Annotated in this window: 19 protein-coding genes and 1 pseudogene; 8 read left to right on the top strand and 12 right to left on the bottom strand. The window is 41.2% G+C overall.

Translation table 11 applies throughout. The features are described from left to right. Positions 1 to 335: 335 nt before the first annotated feature. Positions 336 to 2195, top strand: a complete 1860-nt coding sequence (locus tag G6053_RS20040) for a CocE/NonD family hydrolase (RefSeq protein WP_165308128.1) — start codon at positions 336 to 338, stop codon at positions 2193 to 2195. 116 nt (positions 2196 to 2311) lie between these two features. Here the strand turns inward: G6053_RS20040 and G6053_RS20045 are convergent. Beyond that, positions 2312 to 3196 (bottom strand): annotated as a pseudogene (locus tag G6053_RS20045) (MFS transporter); the annotation flags it as partial. 895 nt (positions 3197 to 4091) lie between these two features. Between G6053_RS20045 and G6053_RS20050 the strand changes: the two are divergent. Together G6053_RS20050 and G6053_RS20055 are read left to right on the top strand one after the other, a co-directional pair. Next, a complete protein-coding gene (locus G6053_RS20050) occupies positions 4092 to 5402 on the top strand; it encodes an NYN domain-containing protein (RefSeq protein WP_165308130.1) in 1311 nt (436 codons plus the stop codon). Positions 5403 to 5695: 293 nt separating this feature from the next. Next, positions 5696 to 6058 (top strand): hypothetical protein, encoded by a 363-nt coding sequence (locus G6053_RS20055; protein ID WP_165308131.1) that lies wholly within the window; start codon positions 5696 to 5698, stop codon positions 6056 to 6058. A 120-nt stretch (positions 6059 to 6178) separates the two neighbouring features. Here the strand turns inward: G6053_RS20055 and G6053_RS20060 are convergent, their stop codons facing one another. After that, entirely contained in the window at positions 6179 to 6844 is a 666-nt protein-coding gene (locus G6053_RS20060) for a DUF2625 domain-containing protein (protein ID WP_165308132.1), read from the bottom strand. Between the two features lie 223 nt (positions 6845 to 7067). Here G6053_RS20060 and G6053_RS20065 point away from each other — a divergent pair, with 223 nt between their 5' ends. Beyond that, positions 7068 to 7604 carry a YfiT family bacillithiol transferase gene (locus G6053_RS20065; protein WP_165308133.1) on the top strand — a complete coding sequence of 179 codons (537 nt, stop codon included), beginning with the start codon at positions 7068 to 7070 and terminating at the stop codon, positions 7602 to 7604. A gap of 250 nt (positions 7605 to 7854) precedes the next feature. Here G6053_RS20065 and G6053_RS20070 read toward each other — a convergent pair whose 3' ends face one another. From G6053_RS20070 to G6053_RS20080, 3 genes are all read right to left on the bottom strand, one after another. Further along, complete coding sequence (locus G6053_RS20070; protein WP_165308134.1) at positions 7855 to 10428, bottom strand: SEL1-like repeat protein; 2574 nt, start codon at positions 10426 to 10428, stop codon at positions 7855 to 7857. Positions 10429 to 10437: 9 nt separating this feature from the next. Beyond that, positions 10438 to 12915, bottom strand: coding sequence for an SEL1-like repeat protein (locus G6053_RS20075; protein ID WP_165308135.1), 2478 nt, complete (start codon positions 12913 to 12915; stop codon positions 10438 to 10440). A 203-nt stretch (positions 12916 to 13118) separates the two neighbouring features. Further along, entirely contained in the window at positions 13119 to 13898 is a 780-nt protein-coding gene (locus G6053_RS20080; RefSeq protein WP_165308136.1) for a hypothetical protein, read from the bottom strand. A 205-nt stretch (positions 13899 to 14103) separates the two neighbouring features. Here G6053_RS20080 and G6053_RS20085 point away from each other — a divergent pair, with 205 nt between their 5' ends. After that, complete coding sequence (locus G6053_RS20085; RefSeq protein ID WP_108633164.1) at positions 14104 to 14679, top strand: hypothetical protein; 576 nt, start codon at positions 14104 to 14106, stop codon at positions 14677 to 14679. Between the two features lie 74 nt (positions 14680 to 14753). On the opposite strand, the gene G6053_RS20090 is transcribed toward G6053_RS20085, so the two are convergent. From G6053_RS20090 to G6053_RS20110, 5 genes are all read right to left on the bottom strand, one after another. Next, on the bottom strand, positions 14754 to 15458 hold the full coding sequence (locus G6053_RS20090; RefSeq protein ID WP_165308137.1) for an NUDIX domain-containing protein: 705 nt from the start codon (positions 15456 to 15458) through the stop codon (positions 14754 to 14756). A 4-nt stretch (positions 15459 to 15462) separates the two neighbouring features. After that, entirely contained in the window at positions 15463 to 16377 is a 915-nt protein-coding gene (locus tag G6053_RS20095) for a hypothetical protein (protein WP_165308139.1), read from the bottom strand. Between the two features lie 101 nt (positions 16378 to 16478). Further along, complete coding sequence (nadE, locus tag G6053_RS20100) at positions 16479 to 17261, bottom strand: NAD(+) synthase (RefSeq protein ID WP_108633161.1); 783 nt, start codon at positions 17259 to 17261, stop codon at positions 16479 to 16481. Further along, positions 17251 to 18759, bottom strand: a complete 1509-nt coding sequence (locus tag G6053_RS20105; RefSeq protein WP_165308140.1) for a nicotinate phosphoribosyltransferase — start codon at positions 18757 to 18759, stop codon at positions 17251 to 17253. Before G6053_RS20105 ends, nadE begins: the two co-directional genes overlap by 11 nt. Beyond that, positions 18752 to 19561, bottom strand: a complete 810-nt coding sequence (locus G6053_RS20110) for a phosphoribosyltransferase family protein (protein ID WP_165308141.1) — start codon at positions 19559 to 19561, stop codon at positions 18752 to 18754. Before G6053_RS20110 ends, G6053_RS20105 begins: the two co-directional genes overlap by 8 nt. 388 nt (positions 19562 to 19949) lie before the next feature. Between G6053_RS20110 and G6053_RS20115 the strand changes: the two genes are divergently transcribed. From G6053_RS20115 to G6053_RS20125, 3 genes are all read left to right on the top strand, one after another. Next, entirely contained in the window at positions 19950 to 20444 is a 495-nt protein-coding gene (locus G6053_RS20115) for a hypothetical protein (RefSeq protein ID WP_108633158.1), read from the top strand. Continuing rightward, positions 20431 to 20700, top strand: a complete 270-nt coding sequence (locus tag G6053_RS20120) for a hypothetical protein (RefSeq protein WP_165308143.1) — start codon at positions 20431 to 20433, stop codon at positions 20698 to 20700. Before G6053_RS20115 ends, G6053_RS20120 begins: the two co-directional genes overlap by 14 nt. A gap of 139 nt (positions 20701 to 20839) precedes the next feature. Beyond that, on the top strand, positions 20840 to 21517 hold the full coding sequence (locus tag G6053_RS20125; RefSeq protein ID WP_108633157.1) for a YiiX family permuted papain-like enzyme: 678 nt from the start codon (positions 20840 to 20842) through the stop codon (positions 21515 to 21517). A 28-nt stretch (positions 21518 to 21545) separates the two neighbouring features. Here G6053_RS20125 and G6053_RS20130 read toward each other — a convergent pair whose 3' ends face one another. Both G6053_RS20130 and G6053_RS20135 read right to left on the bottom strand, forming a co-directional pair. Further along, positions 21546 to 22538, bottom strand: a complete 993-nt coding sequence (locus tag G6053_RS20130; protein WP_165308144.1) for a Gfo/Idh/MocA family oxidoreductase — start codon at positions 22536 to 22538, stop codon at positions 21546 to 21548. Beyond that, positions 22531 to 23730 carry an amidohydrolase gene (locus tag G6053_RS20135; protein WP_165309686.1) on the bottom strand — a complete coding sequence of 400 codons (1200 nt, stop codon included), beginning with the start codon at positions 23728 to 23730 and terminating at the stop codon, positions 22531 to 22533. Before G6053_RS20135 ends, G6053_RS20130 begins: the two co-directional genes overlap by 8 nt. Positions 23731 to 23748: the final 18 nt, after the last annotated feature.

Consider the following 23748-nt stretch of genomic DNA (forward strand, 5'->3'; position numbering starts at 1 on the left):
ATACCTTGAAAAATAAAATATAATCATAACTAATTTTACTCAATATATTAACATTAAAAAACTAATCCAAATACAATTCAAAAAAAGTTATTCTTTCTAAAAAATTGGTCAATTTTTCTTTTTCTAATCCATATAAATATGACAATAAAATTGGAAAATGATTTCGGGAGCATTACCTTTAGACTTAAATTAATGCAACCATCGTGAGCTCAAATCAGCTAACAAAACCGAAAATAATTTCGCTCATGATAGCTACATTTCCATTAAGAAAACAAACCGAGTGTAAAGAATCCATGTAAAACATGATAAATCGACATTCTTAAATCATTATTTAAATGAAAACTACAATTTCGTTTCTGGCTTTAACACTTGTTACGGGAAGCCAGCTACATGCACAGACGACCACAGATTCCGCTTATGTCAGGGATCATTATGAAAAAACCGAAGTAAAGGTTCCGATGAGAGATGGTAAGAAATTGTTTACTGTGATCTACAGCCCCAAAGACAAATCCAAGAAATACCCTGTTTTATTGAATCGAACACCCTACACGGTAGGCCCTTATGGCCAAAACGAATACAAAAAGAGTTTAGGCAACTTCCCTGCAATGATGCGGGACGGTTATATCTTCGTCTATCAGGATGTGCGTGGAAAATGGATGAGTGAAGGCGATTTTGAAGACGTTCGTCCCACAAACTTCAGTAAGGGTAAAAAAGCGATTGATGAAAGCACGGACACTTATGACGCATTGGAATGGTTACAAAAAAACCTGAAGAATTATAGTGGCAAAGCGGGGCTTTATGGTATCTCTTATCCGGGATTTTATTCTACGGTCGGACTGATCAAAACGCATCCGAGCCTCAAAGCTGTTTCGCCACAGGCTCCGGTAACAGATTGGTTTATCGGTGATGATTTCCATCACAATGGTGTTCTATTCTTGCAGGATGCTTTCACATTTATGTCGACCTTTGGCGTTCCGCGCCCTAAACCAATTACGCCGGATCAATTTAACAGTAAGATTCAGATCAACGAAGTGGATAAATACAATTTTTTCCTTGAAGCCGGAACCGCCAGAGAACTCAAAGAAAAATATTTTGGCGATTCTGTCCTATTCTGGAATAACCTCTTTAAGCATCCGAATTACGATGACTTCTGGAAAAGCCGTGTCGTCACCAATTATCTACAGGACGTGAAACCGGCAGTCATGGTCGTTGGTGGCTTTTTCGATGCCGAGGATGCTTACGGAACATTTAAAACCTATCAATCCATTGAAGAAAAGAGCAAAAAAAACAATTCAATTCTGGTTGCAGGCCCTTGGTATCATGGTGGCTGGGTACGTGCAACAGGAGATTACTTAGGTGACATCCAATTTGAGAAAAAAACAAGCGTCACCTACCAGGAAAAATTTGAACAACCATTTTTCAGTCATCATTTAAAACAAGAAGGAAGCTTCTCTCCCGCCGAGGCTAATATCTTTATTTCCGGAAGCAATGAATGGAAGCAATTTGAACAATGGCCACCAAAGAATGTCGAAACAAAAAAGCTTTATTTTCAGCCACAGGGTAAACTTGGTTTTGAGGAAGTCCAACGCACAGACTCATGGGATGAATACGTAACAGATCCCAATAAACCGGTTCCGCACCAAGGCGGATTAATCCAGAACCGTACCCGCGAGTATATGGTCGATGATCAACGTTTTGCAGCCAGCCGTCCAGATGTCATGGTCTATCAAACTGCACCATTGACGGAAGACATCACGATTGTCGGGCCGATCAAGAATTTTCTAAAAGTAGCATCAACAGGTACCGATGCGGATTATATTGTTAAACTCATCGATGTCTATCCCAACGATGCGCCGAATTTTGATGGAAAACCAATGGCGGGATACCAGATGATGGTCAGAGGAGAGATCATGGCGGGCAAATATCGAAATGGCTTTGACAAACCGCAACCATTGACACCGGGCATGGTGGAAAAAGTAGACTTCGTTATGCCTGATGTTGCCCATACCTTTAAAAAAGGACATCGTATCATGGTTCAGGTGCAAAACTCATGGTTCCCATTGGCTGAACGAAATCCGCAAGTATTTATGGAACCCTATACAGCGACCAAAGCCGATTTCCGTAAGGCTACACAACGCATTTTTCATGATGTCAACAATGCAACCTATATCGAATTTGATATCTTAAAAGATTAAGGCTAACTGATCACTGGATACCTGGTAGCGAAAATCAACCAGTCGCAAAACAGATTCGGGCCGATATTTAAGAATATCGGCCCGAATCTGTTTTATGAAGCACTGTTTTTACTGTTTCAAGATTCTTCCACGAATTTGTTTTCCGCTGCTTTTATTCCTGTAATCAACAGGAGGATAATGCTACCGGCAAGAAAATAAAAAGAGTAATTCCAAGAGGGATCAACCTCGTGCAGTTTTCCAAAAATTGGTGGACCAAATGCAGCTATCAGATAACCGACCGACTGTGCCATTCCCGAAATTTTAATTGCATTTGCCGTGGTTTTTGCCCTTAAGCTAAAAAAGAGAATAGAAAGGCTAAAAGACAAACCATTGGAAAGTCCGAGTAATACGGCCGCAACATAAATCCCCTCAAGCTTAAACAGAAAGAAAATCAGTATACTGCCCAACATGCCAGCCGCAACAGCAACAGCCATTAACCGCTGATCTTTCATCCGGTGTGCAATAATAGGTCCGAAAAACATAATGGGAATCATCGCAATCTGAATCAGAAATAACAACCATCCCGTATCTTTAGCCGCCATTCCATAGTCGACCAATACCTTAGGTAACCAAGAAATCAGGCTATAATAAACCAATGATTGAATACCCATAAATATACTGATATACCAAGCCAATCTGGATCTAAAAATATGGCCAATACTGCTCTTAGATTGCTGCTTTTGGCCGGGAGCAGCATCTTTCGGTCCAGCGAATTGATCAAAAAAGACAGCGATAATTGTGAATATGGCCAATATGCCCCACAGCCCTAAAGAACCTTGCCATCCCAATCCTGTCCATTCCCCAATACGTAGGCTAAAGCCCGATGCAAATGCCGCGGTCAGATTCATTGCTACGGCAAAAATTCCCGTCATCAGTCCGATATGATGGGGGAAACTGGTTTTAATATAACCCGGTGCCACCACATTACCCACACATATTCCTAATCCGATCATAACAGAACCTACAAATAAAGAGCCTGTATCACCCTATCGCCCATCTGCATTTATTCAGCGTTGATCACCGGTTGCACGCTCTCGGCAGCGCGTCTTATATCATTTTAATTTCATCTGCTTTTTTTCAAACTTCTGCGACCATGACCTGCTCCATTGCGAAACCTTCCTTACCATATTTGGTAAAGGAAAATACCTGATTGATACCAACTTTTATAATAACCTAGTAATTACTGGGGTTTTACAGGGGTATAACAGGGGTAGATCCCTGTAAACCCCCTGTTAATATGGTTTAAATATAGTGTTATTTCGATTTTAAATACGGTTTTGGCCTTATCTTGATATAAAGTTGGATCACGGTAATTATCAAGTTTATAAATGTGGTTTCGAATTAAAATCTGAAACAATGGTCAATTTTTACCTGAGATCATATACCGGCAATACGGATATGGCGAACCTCAGATGATCGTTATTTTTGAAATCAGGATAGCAAACGGAGTCTGTAGTTTTTTAGCCACAAAAATAATTGCTCAATAAAAAAAAATTAAACAATACTTGCATAAGTGTGAAAAACACACTATCTTTGTATCATCATAATTTAGGTTTATAATTGGTTATTTAAGGTTTTCATTCTCCCCGTTTGAAAACCTTTTTTTGTTCCTACGCTTCTTTCTATTAAGCGCTATTTAATGTTCCTCTTCCGATGCTCTTGTTATCATATTATTCATAAAAGAGGATAGGAAATCTTTCAAAATAGTGTCCCTCAGAAAATCATCACTCAAATTAAATTTTCAAAAAATTCAATAATTCTTCAACAATAACGTATTTTTAACCGTATGTTCAAAAAATAGGAAAATCCTATTGGTGGCGTACACATAATAATACATCGAAATATAATTAAACATATATGGCAGAACATGGGGATTTACAAATCGCAATATTAATCGATGCGGATAATGTTTCTTATCGAAAGATCGAAGAAATTCTGAACGAAGTCAAACGCTACGGTATTCCTACGATCAAACGGATCTACGGTGACTGGACAAATCCCTATGTCGAAAAATGGAAGGATAAGCTCCTCACCCATGCGATCACCCCTATCCAACAATACAGTTACACTCAGGGCAAAAACTCCACGGACTCGGCACTCATTATTGATGCGATGGACATCCTGCATTCTGACAGGGTTGATGGGTTCTGTATTGTATCAAGTGACAGTGACTTTACTAGGCTGGCGACACGGTTAAGAGAATCCGGCAAATTGGTGATCGGTATCGGAGAGAAAAAGACGCCGAAGCCTTTCATCGCTTCTTGCGACAAATTTATTTATGTTGAGATCTTTGAAAAGAATCCAAAGAAAGAACCTAACACAAAGAAAAAACAGCAAAATCAGCCCAAACCTGTCCCTGTAGACAATCCAACCAGTATAGCTGTGCTTGATGAAGAGACGCTGGAATTATTAAAAGATACTGTTGATGACACCGCAGATGAAAATGGCTGGGCATTTTTAGGGGAAATTGGCAGTCTTTTCAATAAAAGAAAACCAGATTTTGATGCGCGAAACTATGGTTACGATAAAATGTCCCACCTTTTTAAAGCCTATACAGAAGATTTTGAAATTGAAGAACGTAATACGGACAAATCGCGTATAAAACATTATTATATTCGAAATATTATCAAAAGACCTTTATCTGCCGCCGCCCCTTCACCAACCGCTGAAGACAAAAAAACAGTATCGACTACTGATGCAAAATCGCAGGAAGTTTCGACAAAACCTGCCAATCAAAATGCAAGAAAAAAAAGCCGCCAAAATAAAAAGCCTCAAGATACAGTGGCATCGGAAAATCCTCCGAAAGAGGTTGCGGCAGTTCAACAGAAAGATGAACAACAAGTAGTAGAAAACATAGCTCAAAATGATTCTCCCAATCGTATGTTATTTCCAGCAGCAGGAAATAAAATTACAGCGGATGATGCAAAAAAATCGCAAATCAGAATTACGAAAGATTTTAAGCCTTTATTTCCAGCAAAATCACAAAAGCTCCGGATCGTGATCGATTCCAATGAGTATGAATGCAATTTCACTTACCGTGGCCGTGGATTCCATGTCCTTAAACTAGGGAAAGAAGCAGCTACACAGCTTGGACTTGCAGAAGGAATTCAACTGGAGATAACGAAACTCAACGAGCATACCTATGCGCTCCAAAATCAACCCAGCTAGGATGACTTTTTATTGAGCAAAAAAAGACATGATTGCTGATCGAAGGAAAAGATAATCGTTCGGTCAGCAGTCAATATAGATTCTCCTTCCCTTCTCGCTCGCTATAAAATTCCCTGAAAACAGCTAGAATATCCTTCCTATTTCCAGTTATATTTGTAACTATCCGAGAGGCTCCAATTTTTTGGGGAGATAATCTACGGTCTAAAAAGAATTCTTTACGAACTAGATGGTTGGTCTGATTGCCGAAATGTAAATCTTCGATGATGAAAATGAGTCTATATTTTGTAATAACAATGTTTTTATCTATTCTCCTGTTGCTAGCCTGTGATCCTGTACGAACGATCCAGATTGAAGCAAAGAAAAAGGATACACATATTTTAGTATACCTGAAATCAACTGACAGCAAGCACGTCGGAATTTCTTCGAAAACAAATCCCATTGATGTATCGCTGCATACGAATCCGCAATTCAGGCAGCATTTTTCAATTGGAAAATGGGATGGAACCTCGATTAAATACTTATTGGTCGATCAAATTGATTCGATAGTCATGCTAAACAGACAGCAAAAACAAGCTTATACAACGCCGATATCTATTCAGCAATATTTAATATCTAAACGAAAGACGTTTTCAAAGCATGTAATCCAGATAAAATAATCTGTTTATGTCCAATAAAATCGTCTATCTCGCACATGGACAAGCTGGTTCGCTGATAAATTTCCAACTAAACCAGCGTTAGGAAAACGGTGACCATCAAGCCTGCTAACTGCTAAAAAGCTATCTTCCACCAGCAAATTCCATTGTAAAATGGTAGTTTTCATCGATCGGAACAACTTTTCTATCAACCTTCCGAAAATCGCGGGCCTGTTCCGTCCACAAAAAAGGATAAAATGAAAATACTTGATTGCCATCCAATTTTTGCACATCATCGGCCCAATCCTTCCATTTAAATGTTTCATAAAATTGACGGATATCCCCCTTCAGTGTCCAATAAATAAAATCAGAATAGCCGCACTCTAAGCTTTCCCATTCCAAGGTATCCTGTGCAAAATAATAGACCTGTCCTATGCCCTCGCCCAAAGCCCCCGCATTAATCGCAAAATAGCCACCCAAAACATCATCGGCAATTAATAGAAAACCACCTTTCTCTCCTTCTTTGTCAAAACTCTTTCCTTTGTTCCACTCCATAATACCCCGATTCAATTTGACTGAACCCGAACCCAATATCCGTAGCCACCCATTGTCAATTAGTATTCCTCCGGTTTGATGAATTATAGCGCCCATAGGTGATTTTGTAGTGATCTGAGCTCTTAGCAGCTCCTCATCTGCACGTTTTGCATTTCTGGGCAGTACCTCATAAGGATTGCTAGCTCCCTTCATCCATTCTTCGACCAGGTTCCATCCTGAATCTGTCGGATTAATCAACTCATTTAAACTCTTCATTCCTTGTGCTTTATATCCAAAACAAACCGTCCTTACCTATTTTCCTAATTCATCGATTATAGAAAAAAAATAAAGTGATGCATCTCGAATTGCCGAAATTACCATAATTCTTCCTGTCATCCAAATCACATAGGTAGGTTTGTTAAAGTCCAAAAGATGATCTGACCGTTACTTTACACATAAAACATACGAACCTTCAAGCAATTTTCGTTAAATTTAAACCATGCAACATGAATTAGAAAAACTTCGGTATCCCATAGGCCGCTTTGCCGTACCAGATCAGATTAACAAGCAATTATTGAGCGATTGGATAAAAACAATTGCAGACTTCCCGGCCCGCCTAAAATCGGAAGTTAGTGACCTACCGGATAGTGCATTGGAAAAACGATATCGCCCAGATGGCTGGACGATCAGACAGGTGGTGCATCATTGCGCAGATAGCCATATGAATAGCTTTGTCCGTTTTAAGCTAGCCCTGTCAGAAGATGACCCTACGATAAAACTCTATGAAGAAAACCTATGGGCCGAACTTCCCGATGCAAAACACAATCCGATAGAAAGCTCGCTGCGTCTATTGGAAGGTTTGCATCAACGTTGGGAGATTCTTTTGAAAAGTCTAAGTGATGAGCAACTTGAACGTGCCTTTATTCATCCCGTTACCAAACGATATATTTCACTTAAAGTAAATATTGGATTATATGCCTGGCATTGCAACCACCATCTGATGCACATTGTCAATGCAAAAAATAGATCAGTCTAACGATAAAGTCCTATTTTCAGGAGCAGAGTCTACCCAACGACAAAAGCTCCTGAATCAAGTTGTGTGCGAACTATAATGATTGTACCCACATCATAACGAATAAAGCGCCCAATGCAAGACCTATAATCCCCGAAATCAAAAACGTCCGCAGATAATAGCCGAACGTTTTGGTCTTTTTCTGAAAGCATAAAGGCTAGGTCGATCAGCATACCTGTGAAATCTAAATTCGCAGAAGATAACATCGTGCAGATTATTTTTTCTTTTTAAACAGTTTACTAAAAAAGGATGAACTACTATTTCCTGTAGGTTCGTCCTGTGCTTCTACTCCCCCACTTTTCTCATTCGCCCAAATCAACAATTCGGGTTCAATATCCAATTCGTGTTGTCGGGCAAAGTCCGACCAATAGGCGTGTTTTTCCTGATCCATAAAATTGGGATCATTTTTATAGTAACCCAATAAGCTTTCTGTAGCAGACTCATAGACACTATAATGATTTGCCCGCTCAAAATAATGAATGGCTTTTTTGCTGTCCTTTTTAAATTTTAAACCCGCATCATACATCAAACCGTAATAAATGTTGGAATAGCTATTCGCTTTATCTTTCTTCAGATAAACAAGTAGACGGTCATAGTCATCTAAACTATAATAAATCGAGGCAATATTGCCATTATTTTCAACCAGTTTCAATTCCGCTTTTTTGTAGTAATCCAATGCTTTTTCAAGATCTTCTTCCACATAGGTCCCACTAAAATAGAAATAACCCAGATTGGATAATGCATAGCCATCCCCAAGATCAGCCGCTTTGGTATAGGCCTCAAAAGCTTTTTTTAGATCCGATGTATACCCTATTCCATGCTGGTAAAGATAACCAATGCTATTCCAAGAAGCTGCATACCCCTTTCCGGCGGACCGCTCATAGTATGCAATTCCTTTTTTCAGGTCCAGAAAACGCTTATTTTCATTATCGGTATCCGTATAGATATTACCAAGTTCATACATACTGCTTTCATTGTCCTGATCAGCTGAAAATGTAAAGTAACGGATAGCATTTTCGACGTCTCCATTTCTACAGCAATCCATGGCCATGTGATACAATGTATAGCTATCATAGGCAGATTCAAAATCTACGCCCCGATCCGATTTCCACTGCGTAAAAAAATGGTCAAAAACCTCAAGTTCCTTTCCTTCCAGCTTGTCCAATGCCTTGATATAATATCCATACTGATCTTGGGGCACCTCTTCCAATCCTTCATATCCCTTATTAAACAGTTTGCCGTCGCGCAACATCATTAGATCTTGATAATGTCTTACACTACCACAGATAAAATCGAAGGATTCACTCAGTTCTTTGCTATCAGTATCGTAGTAATAATACCCGCCCACCTGATCTTGCAGGATAAAATAGTCCATCAGCGCGTAGCTGATTGTGGCATAATGTGCTGACAATGGAAGCAGCCAGCTTTTAGTCTCTGTGTGATAGATTCCTCTTTCCGATTCGGTTTCAATGATATAACAATTATAGGCACCATTACCAAAATTTGCACCTCCCTGTATAGATTTAATCGTCAGATCTTGCAGAAGAAAATCCCGACTGGCGAGGTCATACAGAAAATATTTGCCCGCTGTAAGGTAATACAATGCACTGAGCCCATTCATGGCATTTAGCACAGCCACATCTTTTACCAAAAGGGAACCGTCTGCCGCATGGACTGATTTCTTTTTTTTATTGTTTAAATTGACCGCGTAGAAATCAAACAACAATTCGTTTAAAACCCCTTCTGGATACTCGCCCAATAGAGCACCCTGATTGGAATAATATTTACGTAGTTTGCTGTTCGCTATTGGTTGGTAAATAAAGCCCTCGTAGTCTATTTCAAAAGGCTCATCGGAGCTCGTCGTATTCAAGCCCTTACCTTCAGCATCGATAATGTCATATTTTCCATCCAGCTGTCCCTGGTAGAATCCATAAGCAAAATCGTCCAAAACCGCATAGTTCAAGGGAATAATTGTAGCTCCAGTCTCCACGTCCACCAAGCCATATTTGCCCGCTAAACTCACTTTTCCTACAATCTTACCACGGCCGCTCTGTACAGGCTCTGCAGAGGCGTACATACAAGGGATGGTCTCTTCGCCCTTTCTATTTATATAGCCAAACAAGCCTTCTTTCTCAACAACTGCAAAGCCATTGTAATCAAAGTCTCCGATCTCGTCATAACAGGGTTCGACTTTCACCTCACCCTTCGCATTTCGGATCCCCCAACTTCCGTTTTCTTCAAAAAACTGGTTATCAAGACTATCAATCGCTTCCCCATTCCACCAGCCCAGCCCATAGTTGCTCCACTCAGCTTCTAACATCGCTAAAAAGGAATCATAACCTGAGCGGCTCAAAATAGGATAAAGCGCTGATAACGACTGCTTCTCTATTGCTTTTTCGTAATACAGGTTCTTCTCCTGAATTTCAAATGCAAAATCCTTTGCTTGTTGGCTATGTTTGACCTCAGACATATTAAAAACATCACGCGCATTGATCTGGAAGCATTCAAATGGAAGTCCATGCAGAAAATCGAACATTTTTTCGATGGTCAACAGGACAGCAGCATTGGATATCAAGTTATACTCCTGTATAAGCAGATCGTAGAATTTCCTTAATTTTAAAACACCCGCTTCTTTTTCAGCATATACCAAGGTACCTTTCGCTTTTGGATTTGCGGCAAACAAAGGCAGCAACAAATCTGGAATGACATAGTTCCATTCACCCAAATAAGCATGGAAATACTCCTGATCTTTTTTATCTGTGTTATAAATATAAATTCGATGTGCCATATTCTTCTTTTATTCTTCAATATCAACCGCATTGTTTTTGGCAAAATCCAACCAAAAGTTGTATTTAGCGGAATCTGCAAACGCTCCATTTTTATAGTAATACAAGAGACGATTGACGGCATAAGCATAGGTCGCATTTTCGTTTGCCTGTTCATAGTAACGCAGTGCCTTCACCATACTCTGTTTTACGCCCCAGCCTTCTTCATACAAAATACCATAATAAATCGCGGCATATTGTCCGTCTTTATCCTTTTTAAGATAGCGTAATAAATTGGCGTAATCTTTCTGTTGGTAATAAATTTCGGCTACCTGCGCATCATTATTGATACCTTCTTTTTCAGCCTGTTTAAAATAGTGTAAGGCCTGCACAAAATCCTGTTCCAGATATTCCCCTTCATAATACCAATTGCCAAGATTGCTCATCGCCTGTGGTTCCCCCAATGCCGCAGCTTTTTGGTAGGCCTCTAAGGCTTTGGGAATATCAAGCGGAAGGCCGAGGCCCGTAGCATATATGAACCCTAAGTTCGTCCAAGCCTGCGCATGATCCTGCGCTATGGCCTGTTCGTAGAAGCGAATCGCTTTAGGAATATCCAGAAAATCTTCATGATCTGTATCGCAATAGATATTGCCGAGAAGGTATTGGCAGTCAGCGCTACCTCGGGAGGCACCGATGGTCAACAAATGTATCGCCTCGTTTTTCTTACCGGCCCAATTTAGTTTCTGTGCTTTTTCGTATAGCGTCTCATTATCGAGATAAGATTCGTAGCCCGCCCCCTTTCGTTTGGTCCATGCTTGATAAAATTGTACAAAGTAATTCTGGTCAGCTCCCTGCAAATTATATTTTTCGGCATACAAACGGCCAAATGCTGTTTCAGGAAATTCCGCGACATTTCGTTTTAGATCTACATAAAACAGCCTTTCTCCTTTAAATAAGAGTAAGAATTCACCTTCGCTTCGCTCTGGATGAGGATCATGAATCGGCGCACTGACATAATCATAAAGTTCGCTGCAGAAATTTACTTTTGTATCAAAATAGCGCATGCCTTCGGATTGCTGGATACGCATAAAGTCCATATAGCAATATTCGATTTTCTGATAAGCCCGATCAGGTTCGAGCAACCATTGATCAAGATGAGCTTCATATATCCCCTGCCCTTCGGCACAGGCGACAACAAAGACATCTTTTCGAAAGTTTTTAATGCTATCGACCAAGACTTTGTCAATGGTCCGATCGCCTAGGCGGAATAGGTCATGCGCAAGTGAGTAAATCTGCCATTGTTTATTTTTCAGGTAAGCGATACTGCGATAATCATCCAGAACGATGATCCGATCAATCTCTTCATCAAGCACGTTGCCATCGGGCTTGATGACTGAAATCTTCCGCTGTAACTTGTTGGGTTTGATCCAAAAATAGGCGTTGGGAAGAGCCTGTAGGCTATCTTCCAGGAAACTGCCCAAATAGTGACCATCCATACGAAAGTATTTCCGCTTCATTGTACCTTTTTGCCGCTTATAAAAAAGCTTACTGTAATCGTATCCAAAAGGTTCATCCGCTGATTCGTCAATAACCTGTACCCCATCAGCAGCAAAAAGAAAATAGTCAGCACCTTGCTTTGCGTTCAAAAAACCGTGGGCAAACCAGTCCAATTTGTCATAAGCAGCAGGTAGGGAAAGTTGTTTGCTTGCAATGTGCAATACACCACGCTTGCCTTCGATTTCAACTTCCGCGTAATTAACACCATCGATAACACGCGCGTCAAATGCTTCAACGTACTGACAAGGTATAATTTCCTCTCCTTGCTCATTGATATAACCAAATAGGTTATCCAGCTGAACCACAGCAATCCCGGCTTCGTTGAACTCAAATATTTCATTATATTTTGCAACAGCCAGGATATTCCCAAGTCTGTCTTTCAATCCCTGTTTTCCATTTTCATCAAAGACTTCGGCCCCCTCCTGCTGAAAAGCATGTTCTTCCCAAAGACCCAAGCCATAGTTAATCCAGTCTATCTCGAGCATTTCCAGGAAAGTATGGTAGCCAGACAATCGCAAGATCTTCTGTAAAGGATCCAAACTTTGTTGCTCAAACGCCTGTGTATATACTGCTCCCGTCGTCCTGATCTCATCGACCCAGTCACTCGCCTGTTCCGTATGTTTTTCCACATTCATGTTGAAGACATCCCGTGCATCAATCCGAAAAGTATCGAACGGTAAACTTTCCAAAAACTCAAACATCTTATTGACGGGTTCCGTATATTTCCTTTTGTAATGCAATTGATAAACATCGGCAAGAAGCGCATAAAAATAGCGCATTCTTGCAATACCATCTTCCTTATTGGCATAGAGCTGTGTACCCCTGACATGGATACCCGAAGAAAATAGCGGGAGCATCAGAGCTGGAATTTCATAATTCCATTCGGCCAGATATGTTTCAAATGTTTCTTTTGTTTTGGAATTGACGTTATATATGTAAATGCGATGTGCCATAATCTGATTGTGCGATAGTCTTAAAATAGATGTATACTGTTTATCTCAGTTGGATGAAAACGGTAAACACCACATCTAAAGCAGTAAAAATACAGCTATTATCAAATATTCCATTTAGCGGAAAACAGGGATTTTTTAAATAGGTACGGAAGGTGGTTTTACAGAAGCCCGGGCGATTGATCGACACCTTCATGGTGACGCTATCAATCTTCGGAAATAATATCTAGCCTATAAAAACCAGCTCGTTTGTCATGTGGTGCTCCATAGAAAAAATTCCGAAAGTACACCTGCTGATCGCCTTTCCAAAAGATCTCTTTTAATGTACATAGCTCAAAGTTGTCGTTCCAGTCCAGGGGAATCTGCGCGTAAGTCAGATAGCCTCCATTTTCCTTTTTTTGCAAAAAGTAACTGGAACATTCCTGCCCGTTAAACATGCCGTTCAACCTATATTTCTTATGTTTCGAAAAATAGACATAATCCAAATTACCGATCTCCTCGACGTCCCATTTTCCCTGACGCAAATCAAGTGCTTGATCTGTCGTATGACCACCTTCAAGCAGCAGAACCTCCTCTGAAGGAAAATATTTCACAAACATATTCTCCAACAGATCAATGGCACCTTCTGTTTTTCCGGCCGATAGCAATCGACCATCATTAAATCGTACCAGAGCAATTAAATTTCCCTCCACAAGGGTGTCGACTTCCATGTCCTTACCCGGCGTATAACCTCCAAATTTGACACGTCCCTGCAACATCTTCTTTACGACATTTATGTCACTGACTGAAGCAATGGTATCTCTCCGATAATCGGCCTGTTGTTGCTCCTTAAAAAAGCTGATGGAATCTATCTTATAAATTCTGATCATTTTATCCTGAAAGACAAGCGAATCCACAGGTGTTTTCTTCGTTGGCGCAAGCTTTCCGGCGGAAATGTTCGTGGAAATGTTCGCAGCATTTTTTACCTGATTTCTTTGACATGCCATACACAACGTTAAAATAATGGCAGCGCAATAAAGTACTTTCTTCATAACTAAGTTACCCATAAGATATTTTGTCTAATATCGTATTTTAGCCACACAATACTAAAGATCACTCAATTTACGGGCCGTGACAATCAATATTCGACTTGTAAAGATTAAATAGTTAAATGTATATTAGGCTATTGATATTTAATAGACGATCATTGGTATGAAATTATATCCGACAATACTCTTCTTGCTGGTCTTGCTTTCTATATTCAGCTGTCATCCGGAAAAAAGAGGAGACAACGTTGTCCGCAAGCCTAGCGCAGCAGTCAAAGATACGCTCGTACAAAAGGAAACAGTAAAGGCGAAAGAAAAACCCTTATTGACCGCTACTGATCCTTTGAAAATTTTTCACAAACTCTATCCGATTGACATGCTAAAGCCCGAAAGCAAAGATACATTTAAAAAATATGGCATCGAATTTTCGGGTATCTGCTATTCCTGTGATCTAGCGGAGATCAAGGTCGAAAAAGATCTGGTCCAGTTTGTGAATGTCTGTGATTCGAATGAAATCTATCAACTCAGGAATTTCAGCTATACTGCCAACGACTCTACACTCCGTATAAAAACCGAGCGTTCCGAGTTTATCCTGAGGAAAGTTGAAAAAGAGCCAATTTTTGAACTAAAGATTATTGGCGAACCATTTCTTCTGAAAAACAAGAGAATCGCCAAATTCTACACACAAGATGGGTTAATTGGCCAATTTGAAGTACATGACTGTGGAGACTTTCAAGGGTAACTGTGCCCTTCAATGGATATATCCACCAAGCATCATTTGACACGCATATGAGCATGGTGGATAGTTAACTGCGATCAGATTTCAAAGTAAAATCCGCTTTCCTTCAGTTCCTCGTATTTTACTTTGTCAAAACTATAGATTTTTGCTGCTCTAGCATGTCTATCCTTCTGCATGTCGCTATGGTCAATTAGCAAGCCCATGCTTAGCATCTTTTTACGAAAATTGCCCCGATCTATTGAACGCTGGAGGATTGTTTCATACAAGTTGTGTAGCTCAGGTAACGTAAATTGCGCTGGCAGCAGTTCAAATCCGATCGGCTGGTAACGGATTTTACCTTTCAGCCGTTCGACCGCAACAGACAAGATCTGCTGATGATCAAATGCCAGATCAGCCACCTCTTCTAAACTAAACCATTGCACCGCATCGATGTCAAGTCCCGCCTCTAGCGTATATTCGGTCGGCTTGACCAACGCAAAATAGGCTACACTGATGACCCGTCCCCGTGGGTCGCGGTTCAGCTTTGAGAAAGTATAAAGTTGCTCAAGAAAGATATTACTTAGCCCGGCTTCTTCGGACAGTTTACGCAGCGCACATTCATCCGCAGTTTCATCTTCCCGGATAAAACCACCGGGAAATGCCCATTTCCCTAAATAAGGTTCTATCGCCCGTTTGGTCAATAACAGTTTAAGCTGATTTTTCTCAAAACCAAAGATCACACAATCGACTGTAACTGCAGGCCTTGGATAATCGTAGGTGTATTTTTTTTGAGCGGTAGCCATCGTCTTATAAAATTATGTCAGTGGACTTTTTGATTTGTATACCATACTTTTCATGTAGTGATTCAAAGGCTTGCCGCGTAGACTCTTCGAAACCCGCAATAGGTGACATACAGTCAATCAGTAAGGTAATGCGGGAGGTAATCGCTTTGTCCTTCGCAAAATATTCCAATATCTGCATTGCAGAGGCCAATACACAGTGACTTGATGCCTGCCCAGCAATATAAATTGCATCATAAGCCCGAATAGCTTCAAGTACAGCGTGATTGACAAATTTATTGTTATCATATTCAGCCTTGATAATGCCATACATTTCAGTATAGGGATCCTGTCCTTTATAGACTAAGAGAGGTTTGGACTGGCGCAGGGCACTGTGAAAATAGAGCATATTGGCAAACTGGCTTTCCAGTTGCCCTCCGTAGCTACCCTCCAGGCAATGATATGGCCAGATGCACAGTTCTTTTTTCCCTTCGGTTTCTAAATTTTTAAGATAAGCCAATGAACGTTCCAGTGTATCCGCATTGGAAACAGTCCAGGTCCCATCCACAAGATCCCGATAACGGATGACTGTAAATGGTTTAGGCTGATTTCCTTTCTTGTCCACCCACCAGTCTGCATGAAAGATCTGTAGTAGCGAATGACAGTCGAGGCTGCACATAACCTGGGTCAAAGAAGCCATATTGTTGTACATCCATTGGGTCAGCCGGTGTACATCAGCACGCGAACCAGCTACTGGTAGACTGCCAATGGATTCCATAAAATCATTTTGTATGTCAATAGCCAAAAGCAGTGTCCGTTTTTTGTCGGTAGAAGCGGGCAGGATTTGCTCCTGCCCTACCAATGACAATATGGACGGAATATGATCCCTTTTTTCGGATGCTATATGTCTTACATCAACGATCTGTTCGTATCTTGTTTTCATCTGTCAGTAATTCAATATTTATGTATTGTATGTGTTCAATTTCACATTCTTTTAGGTGATAAAATTTTAAATCTAACTGATTTTTAGCTTTAATTTTTTTATCAGCCCTTAAATGTTGGAATTGCAGCAAACTTATGGGCAGACTGTTGTTGACGTCTATGGATCAGTTCATCTATCGCTGGTTCTCCGGATGTTCCGGTCAGAATAAATGCGTCAATCTGTGCATAGCTCATTCCCAGCTCCTCTTCATCCGTCTGTCCTTCCCATAGCCCTGCTGAAGGACTCTTATCTTGAATGGATTCGGGGACACCCAGATATTTTGCCAGTGTATATACTTCTTGTTTGGTCACCATGGCCAGGGGGTTAAGATCATAAGCACCATCTCCCCATTTGGTAAAGTAACCCACAGTCGCTTCGGCCATATTACCGGTACCGATCACAAAACGGCTTCCCAATTGTGCAAATTGATAGAGGTAAGTCATGCGGACCCGCGGCCGGATATTGGCCAAACTCAAGACACGGTTGGATTCACTAGAAGCTGCAATATAAGCTTCATTATTGATGGTCAGCGCATCGACCGCAGGCTTGATATCAAAGATATGGTAAGGAAAATTAAATTTTTCGATAAGCTCCATGCCATGTGCATGGCTCTTGCTATTGTTCATGTCACTACCATAGGGCATCATGATCAAATGGACATCCACGTTGGCCAAATGACATAGGCAAGCAACCACACTACAGTCAATACCGCCACTCATGCCAAGCACCAGACCTTGACGGTTTGCCGCATTCACCTGTCCCGCAATCCATGATGCCATTTGTTGTGCATACTGTTCGACGTTTTCATCATTGATGAAAAACGGTTTTCTTAGGTTATTTTCCATATACTCTTATTGATTCTGTTTGTAATCTGTTTCTTATTTCCTTAAAACTAACGGGGCTGACAAATGCTCCGTCCAAAAAGCACTCTTTAAGCAAGTTGCTATCGTTCAATTGTTCGACGGTCGTTGGATTGAGATCATCTATCAAGCGAAAATCATTGTTTTCGAATACGACGGCAACGATGCCCTTTTGGGATTTCTTAAAATTTCCGGTATCTGTGGCCGGTCTTTTCTGAATAGCTTTAAACTGACCGTCAACAATTTCGGCCGTTCCCTTTAAGGCAAATCCAAAGGTATCCCTTGTCACATACTGATAGGTATAAGATCCTATTCCAAGCGCCGTATTGGTCGAGGCAAAACCTTTGGCCATCAAACCTTCGCAGATCATAGCTGCCCGTTCCACGGTAATGGAATCGCCATACACAACACCGATATGCGGATCAAGTTCTTTGAAACCTTTCGCATTAACTGTCCCGCCAAAGAGTTCAAATAATCGCTCGACAATCCCCTTTTGAACTGTTTCATGGTCTGCCAGCGGATCACCACAGATAATCTTAACAGGGTCGCCACTATCCGGCCGAATGATAACTTTACCTTCCCGCCCCATGATCAAATCTTTCAATTGTGGCAATACATGATCCACAACATGCCATAGGTCATAGGTATCGGACACAATCGAAATGTTGCCACTCGGATAGACCTCCGTAATCAAATGGCGGAAGGCCTCTACTTCGTGTTCACCGTAAGAACACATTACACTATGTTCTGTGGATGGTGTATACATCATGACGTCGCCTGTTGCACCATAATAGGTTTTGAGGTATTCCCGAACCGAGAGTGTTGCCGAAACACCAAAACTCAGTAAATGGCCACCCGCAGTGCGATAAGCTGTTTCCGGTGATCCCATACCCCGCATGGAGAAGTCTCCGGCCTGTGTAAATACCTTATTGACATCGCCTGTTTTTTCTGCAAAGCCCATCAACAATCTTTTGCATTGATCGGCAATAGTTGCAGCAGTCATCGGGGACCAGATATAGGCAGAGAGTTGCGTTTCGAGGTAACCCGGTAACCAGAAGAAATCCGGGTGGGTATTCTCGATCGTAAACATAGGCACCCCTATAGGCACGAGACTCCCTTCCTTCAAAGCTTTCACCTTGATCGGAAGGTAACCCAAGCGGTGTAAATCGCGTATATGTTGTGACTGATGTGTGTCCGCAAAATTACGGTTGGTCATCGCGAACACTTCGCGGATGGCTTCTTCGTATTGTGCGACAACAGCATCCTCCGGCTGAGCGAAGAAATATTCATCGAAAGAATTGCTGATCTCGGCCAGGGCACCCTGCAAGCCGAAGAAGACAACATGGCTTACTCCTGGGATCCGTGACATCCGGGGAGTCCAGGTTTCGTAAACCCACGCTGTATGTGCCGGATACTGATCTTTGTGACACAATTTGTAACCGTCCGTCCAGAGAATCGGATTTTTGCTCATCGCTCTAAACATAGCTTTCAGTTGTTAAGTTGATATAATTTAATTTTGGATGCATGGTGTTCATCATCGAATCTGTCGTGAAAACAAGGTCGATCGGTGAATCTTCATCCAGTAAAGCCCCCTTGAAAACCCTTGGCTCACAGTGTGTCACCAACAGATAGATTTCATTTGCTCCCATCTCCTTTAGAATTTTTCCCGCCCAGAGAAATGTTCCTCCTGCAGAGCATAAATCATCGACAATAATGCATTTCGCCCCCTTTACAATGTTTCCTGTTTTCAATTCCATCGCTTCGATACGCCCCGTTTGCGGATTGCGTTGTTTTTCAAAGACACAGGCATCGTCGTAACCGCTATTTAGATAGCGTGCCGCCGCCCCTTTATCCGGAAATACTATGCGGTCATTGTCCGAGAATTTCAGTTTTTCCATCAGTTTCGGCAGCCAGTCCAAAGCAGGATAGATCGCTATGCTATTTTCCAATAATGTGAGGGTTGTTTCGGAATGTGGCTCAACAACATAAACCTTATCAAACTGTAAACTATTGATAAATGCAGCGACATATTTTAGCGTAAATAGGTCCCCCTCAATTTTACGGTCCATACGACTGTAGGGCATATAACGAATCCATAATTGACAGCTTGCCCCTGCTTCTTCAAGTCGCTTCCTGACAAAAAACAAACGAATCAAATCGCCATCTTCCTGATAGGTAAATTCAAGCAGGTTTTCCGCTTTGATCAACTGATCGAAATCCTTCACCTTCGTTTCCCCATTGGGAAACTGTTCGGTGATAAGCTGATGTTTATTTAATATAATCATTTTTCATTTTTTACAACTACTCTATTTGAGTACTTTTTACTCAACAAAGATGCGCATTATTTTTATTTCACCAAAGTTTATTGAGTAAAAAATACTCAACAAACCCATACCAAAACATAATTAATTGATTTTCAACCAAATAATTTAAAACCATAAAACTACCAATTCATTTAAAACATAAGGATATACCTTACGTAGAATGACAATATTCTTCAATTATCGCAGAATGGCTTGAAAGTGAGAGAAACAAAAAGATAAAGAAAGTCGTAATAAATTGGCTGAATATGGGGATAGTATCTTTCATTGAAAACCTGATCTTTGCCCTTGAGACAAACGGTCAAGCGAATTGATCACAATCGTTGACTGCCAAAGAGGATAAAATATGCACATGAACACATCAGATTTAATCAATAAGGATATCGAAGCTATTTTACAAATTGAATATCAGGATATCACGGATCTGGTCAAAGATTATCAGGACGTTCCGATCAGTGAGGAAAATCAGGAAGCCTTATATGCCTATAATCTGCTTTACATGAATATACATTCCCTATCGGAACAGGAATATCTTGATGCGTTTAATCAATTAGGTGAAAAATATCCCAATTATGGTCTCGCGGGAGAAAATGACCACAGCAGAACAATTGCCGAACTGGAAGGATTGAAACGGGCGCTCAGCCAATTAAGTTTACAAACCCAGCAAGGACAATATTTACTTCAGCTCAAACTCAGCGTTATTGAACTGGATATACAGGTGTATCAAAAATTGATGCAATCGCCGATTACACCTGCCATTCAAGCAGAAATAGACCTACTGGAATCAGATGCCTATAAAATTATAGATGAAATCAACACAATTTTCGCACAATATGATGATGAATAAATTGTCTTTCGTTCGAGCATTGTTCTTGAGAACCTCAGCGTACATTTCCTGTTTACACGTCAGTCTAAGTACACTTTTAATACCACTGGAGGCCTTGGCGACTTCTCCTGATCAACGGAGACAGCAGCCGCTCAGTTGTTATTCCATCATTGAAGACGGTTATTTACATTATAATCTACCGGTAAACGATAGCAGCTATCTTGCTATGGCACTGAATCGGCACAACCTGTTCCTGCGCACAAATGTGGAGTCATAACATACTAATAATCGCTTAAATAACGTTATCAAATTATTATCGGGCAAGTATATCCGTCTATTAAGCCGGTACGTTTTACGTCTTGTTGGAATAAACACTCATTGGAGATTTAATCATGCTATCTTAAAGCATTACAACCATGAAAAAAAAAGCTGTATTTGTCCTATTGTTAATTTGCGGCCTCTTGATCGGGCGGGCTTATTTCCGGATCAATGAAACAAGAGCCGAAACTGCTTCTACTGGCAAAAACGTTTCAAACCGTTCAATTTTACCGGAATTAAAAGATGGGGATATGATCTTTCAATCTTCGATCTCCCCCCAATGTAAAGCTGTACAACTAGCGACTCACTCGCCCTATTCCCACTGTGGGTTAATTTTTCATGAACAGGGAAAACCATATGTACTAGAGGCTGTTCAGCCCGTAACAGTTACCAGCTTGACAGATTGGATCGCTCGAGGAAAAAACGAACATTATGTCATCAAACGACTTAAAGAAGCAGACAAAGTACTATCGGCTGAGGTTTTAGCTAAAATGAAAGGGATCGGTGAGGGATTTTTGGGTAAAAACTATGATGCTACATTCGAATGGTCGGATAACAGAATTTATTGTTCGGAACTGATCTGGAAAATATACCAGCGGGGGGCCGGAATTGAAGTAGGCAAACTGGAAAAACTCAAAGATTTTGATCTCAGTAGCGCCGAGGTCAAAAGCAAACTCAAAGAACGTTACGGCAATCAGATCCCTTTGGAGGAAACAGTAATTTCACCGGCATCGATTTTTAATAGCGATCTTTTGACAACAGTAGCAAGCAACTAAACAAGCCTTACACGACATCGGCTTCGAATTAGCCTACCTTTTGCAGTTTAACGGGGGCGCCGCCATTCAATTTGCTCTGTTCCGCAGCATCAATAAAAGCACAAATTGCTAAAGTTTCCCGCTCATCCACAGGACTTTCCCCTGTTTGAAAAAAAGGAAGTATACGATCGAGCAGGGGACCATAACCCATAAATTGTCCCAGATGAACAATCTGATCTTTCAGAAAGACGGTACCACCAAAATCATCCTTCCCTTCCCGGATACCACGAACCGAGGCAATCCGGCCATCATCCCATTGACCAATGTACATGGAAGTCCCCCTTTCCTGTACCGTTCGCACCGTTATACAGCCCGGCCCCATTAGGGCAAACAACATTTCCACTGCATGAATTCCATACCAATACAGATCCTTGTGCGACGGATCCGTGACCGCCGGACTATAGACATCAGCTCCAACAACTTTACTTTTATCAAGCTCCTGCAGGCCTACAATGTAACGTAATGAACTGGAGGAAAAAACAGGGCAACCGTATTTTCGGGCAGCTTCAAATATTTTTAGGGCATCGGTATACGAATTGGCTATAGGCTTATCGATAAACAAGGGTTTTCGAGCCCCGAGAACCTCAAGAGCCTGTTGTAAATGCAGGTTTCCATCGTTCGTCTCCAAAAACACATAATCCACTTGTTTGAGCAGCTGAGCAATACTGGAAACAACCGAGACGCCATATTGCTGAATTTCGGCCGTGATCTTTGGAATACGCTCCGCGCTAAGCGCGATCGTTTTACTACCATAAGGATAAGCCGCAACAACCGAAAATTGCCCATATAAACTATCGGCACTGGCCGTATTAATCGCTTTTGTAAAAGCAATGGAATGCGTACTGTCCAAACCGATAATGCCGATTTTTTTCTTCTTCGGCTTTGGTAATATCAGCTTGAACCCTTCTTTAGAAAAATCTGCCTTTGTTTGAAAAGAAAGCCCCAACGGCAATAAAGAAAGTAAGAAATGTTTTCTATCCATTGGACTCATTCAATAAGGAAACAGCACTATTCACCAACGCTGAAATCGCCGTCTTAAACGCCTTTTCATCAAGATTGAACTGCGGATTATGAAGCCCATATTGGGTATTGATGCTGTCATTATTCGTGCCCACCAACATAAATAAAGCGGGGTACCGGTATGAGTAATAAGCAAAATCTTCTGCTGCCATCCAGATTTCCAAATCTTGCACGACTTCATTTCCCATGCTTCTTTGTAGGATATCTTTTACTTGCCCGGTCAATTGGGGATCATTGTTCAATGCAGGATACCCATGGCGCACTTCCACATCCGCTGTCGCGCCCAAGGCCTCGGGCAATGTCCGGGCAATTGTCGCTACAGTCTCCAACGCCTCCTTGCGCCAGGTTTCATCCATGGTACGAAAGGTACCAGCCAACTTGACCTCTTCGGGAATGACATTCGCTGCACCATCACCAATAAAACGGCCAAAAGTCAATACAGATGGAATATCGGGGTTTGCCTTACGACTAACCAGCTGCTGTAAAGTGGTCAGCAACTGAGCGGCAATCATAATTGGGTCAACGGCACGATGTGGCTCGGCCGCATGACCGCCACGCCCTTTAATGGTAAAATAAAACTCATCGCTTGAAGCCATGAACCGCCCCGGGCGTAGGCCTATTTTCCCTAAAGGTACACGTGGACTGACGTGCAAACCCAAAACCGCTTTAATCTTTCCACCGAAAGACTCCAAGATACCAGACTCCAAGATCTGGATCGCACCTCCGGGAATCTTTTCTTCCCCAGGCTGAAACAAGAGCACAATTTTTCCTGAAAACTCGGTTTTATATCCCTTTAAAACAGTAGCGACACCCAATAGATTTGCCGTATGAAAATCGTGACCACAAGCGTGCATAACACCTTCATTTGTGGACTTGTATAGCACATCATTCTGCTCGTGAATAGGTAATGCATCAATATCAGCTCTCAAAACCACGATATCCTCACTTAAGGACTTTTCGCCCTCAAGCACGGCAACCACACCTGTATTGGCAACAACTTTAAACGGAATATCGAGCCGGGTCAACTTCTCTTGGATATATACACTCGTCTCATATTCCTGAAAAGACAGCTCAGGGTGCTGATGGATATGCCGGCGGATCGCAACAATCTCCGGGAAAATAGTTTCAATTTCAGCGTCTAATTCTTTCAACATAGCATTCTTCATCGATGT

It is taken from the genome of Sphingobacterium sp. DR205, assembly GCF_011064245.1.
Lineage (GTDB): Bacteria > Bacteroidota > Bacteroidia > Sphingobacteriales > Sphingobacteriaceae > Sphingobacterium > Sphingobacterium athyrii.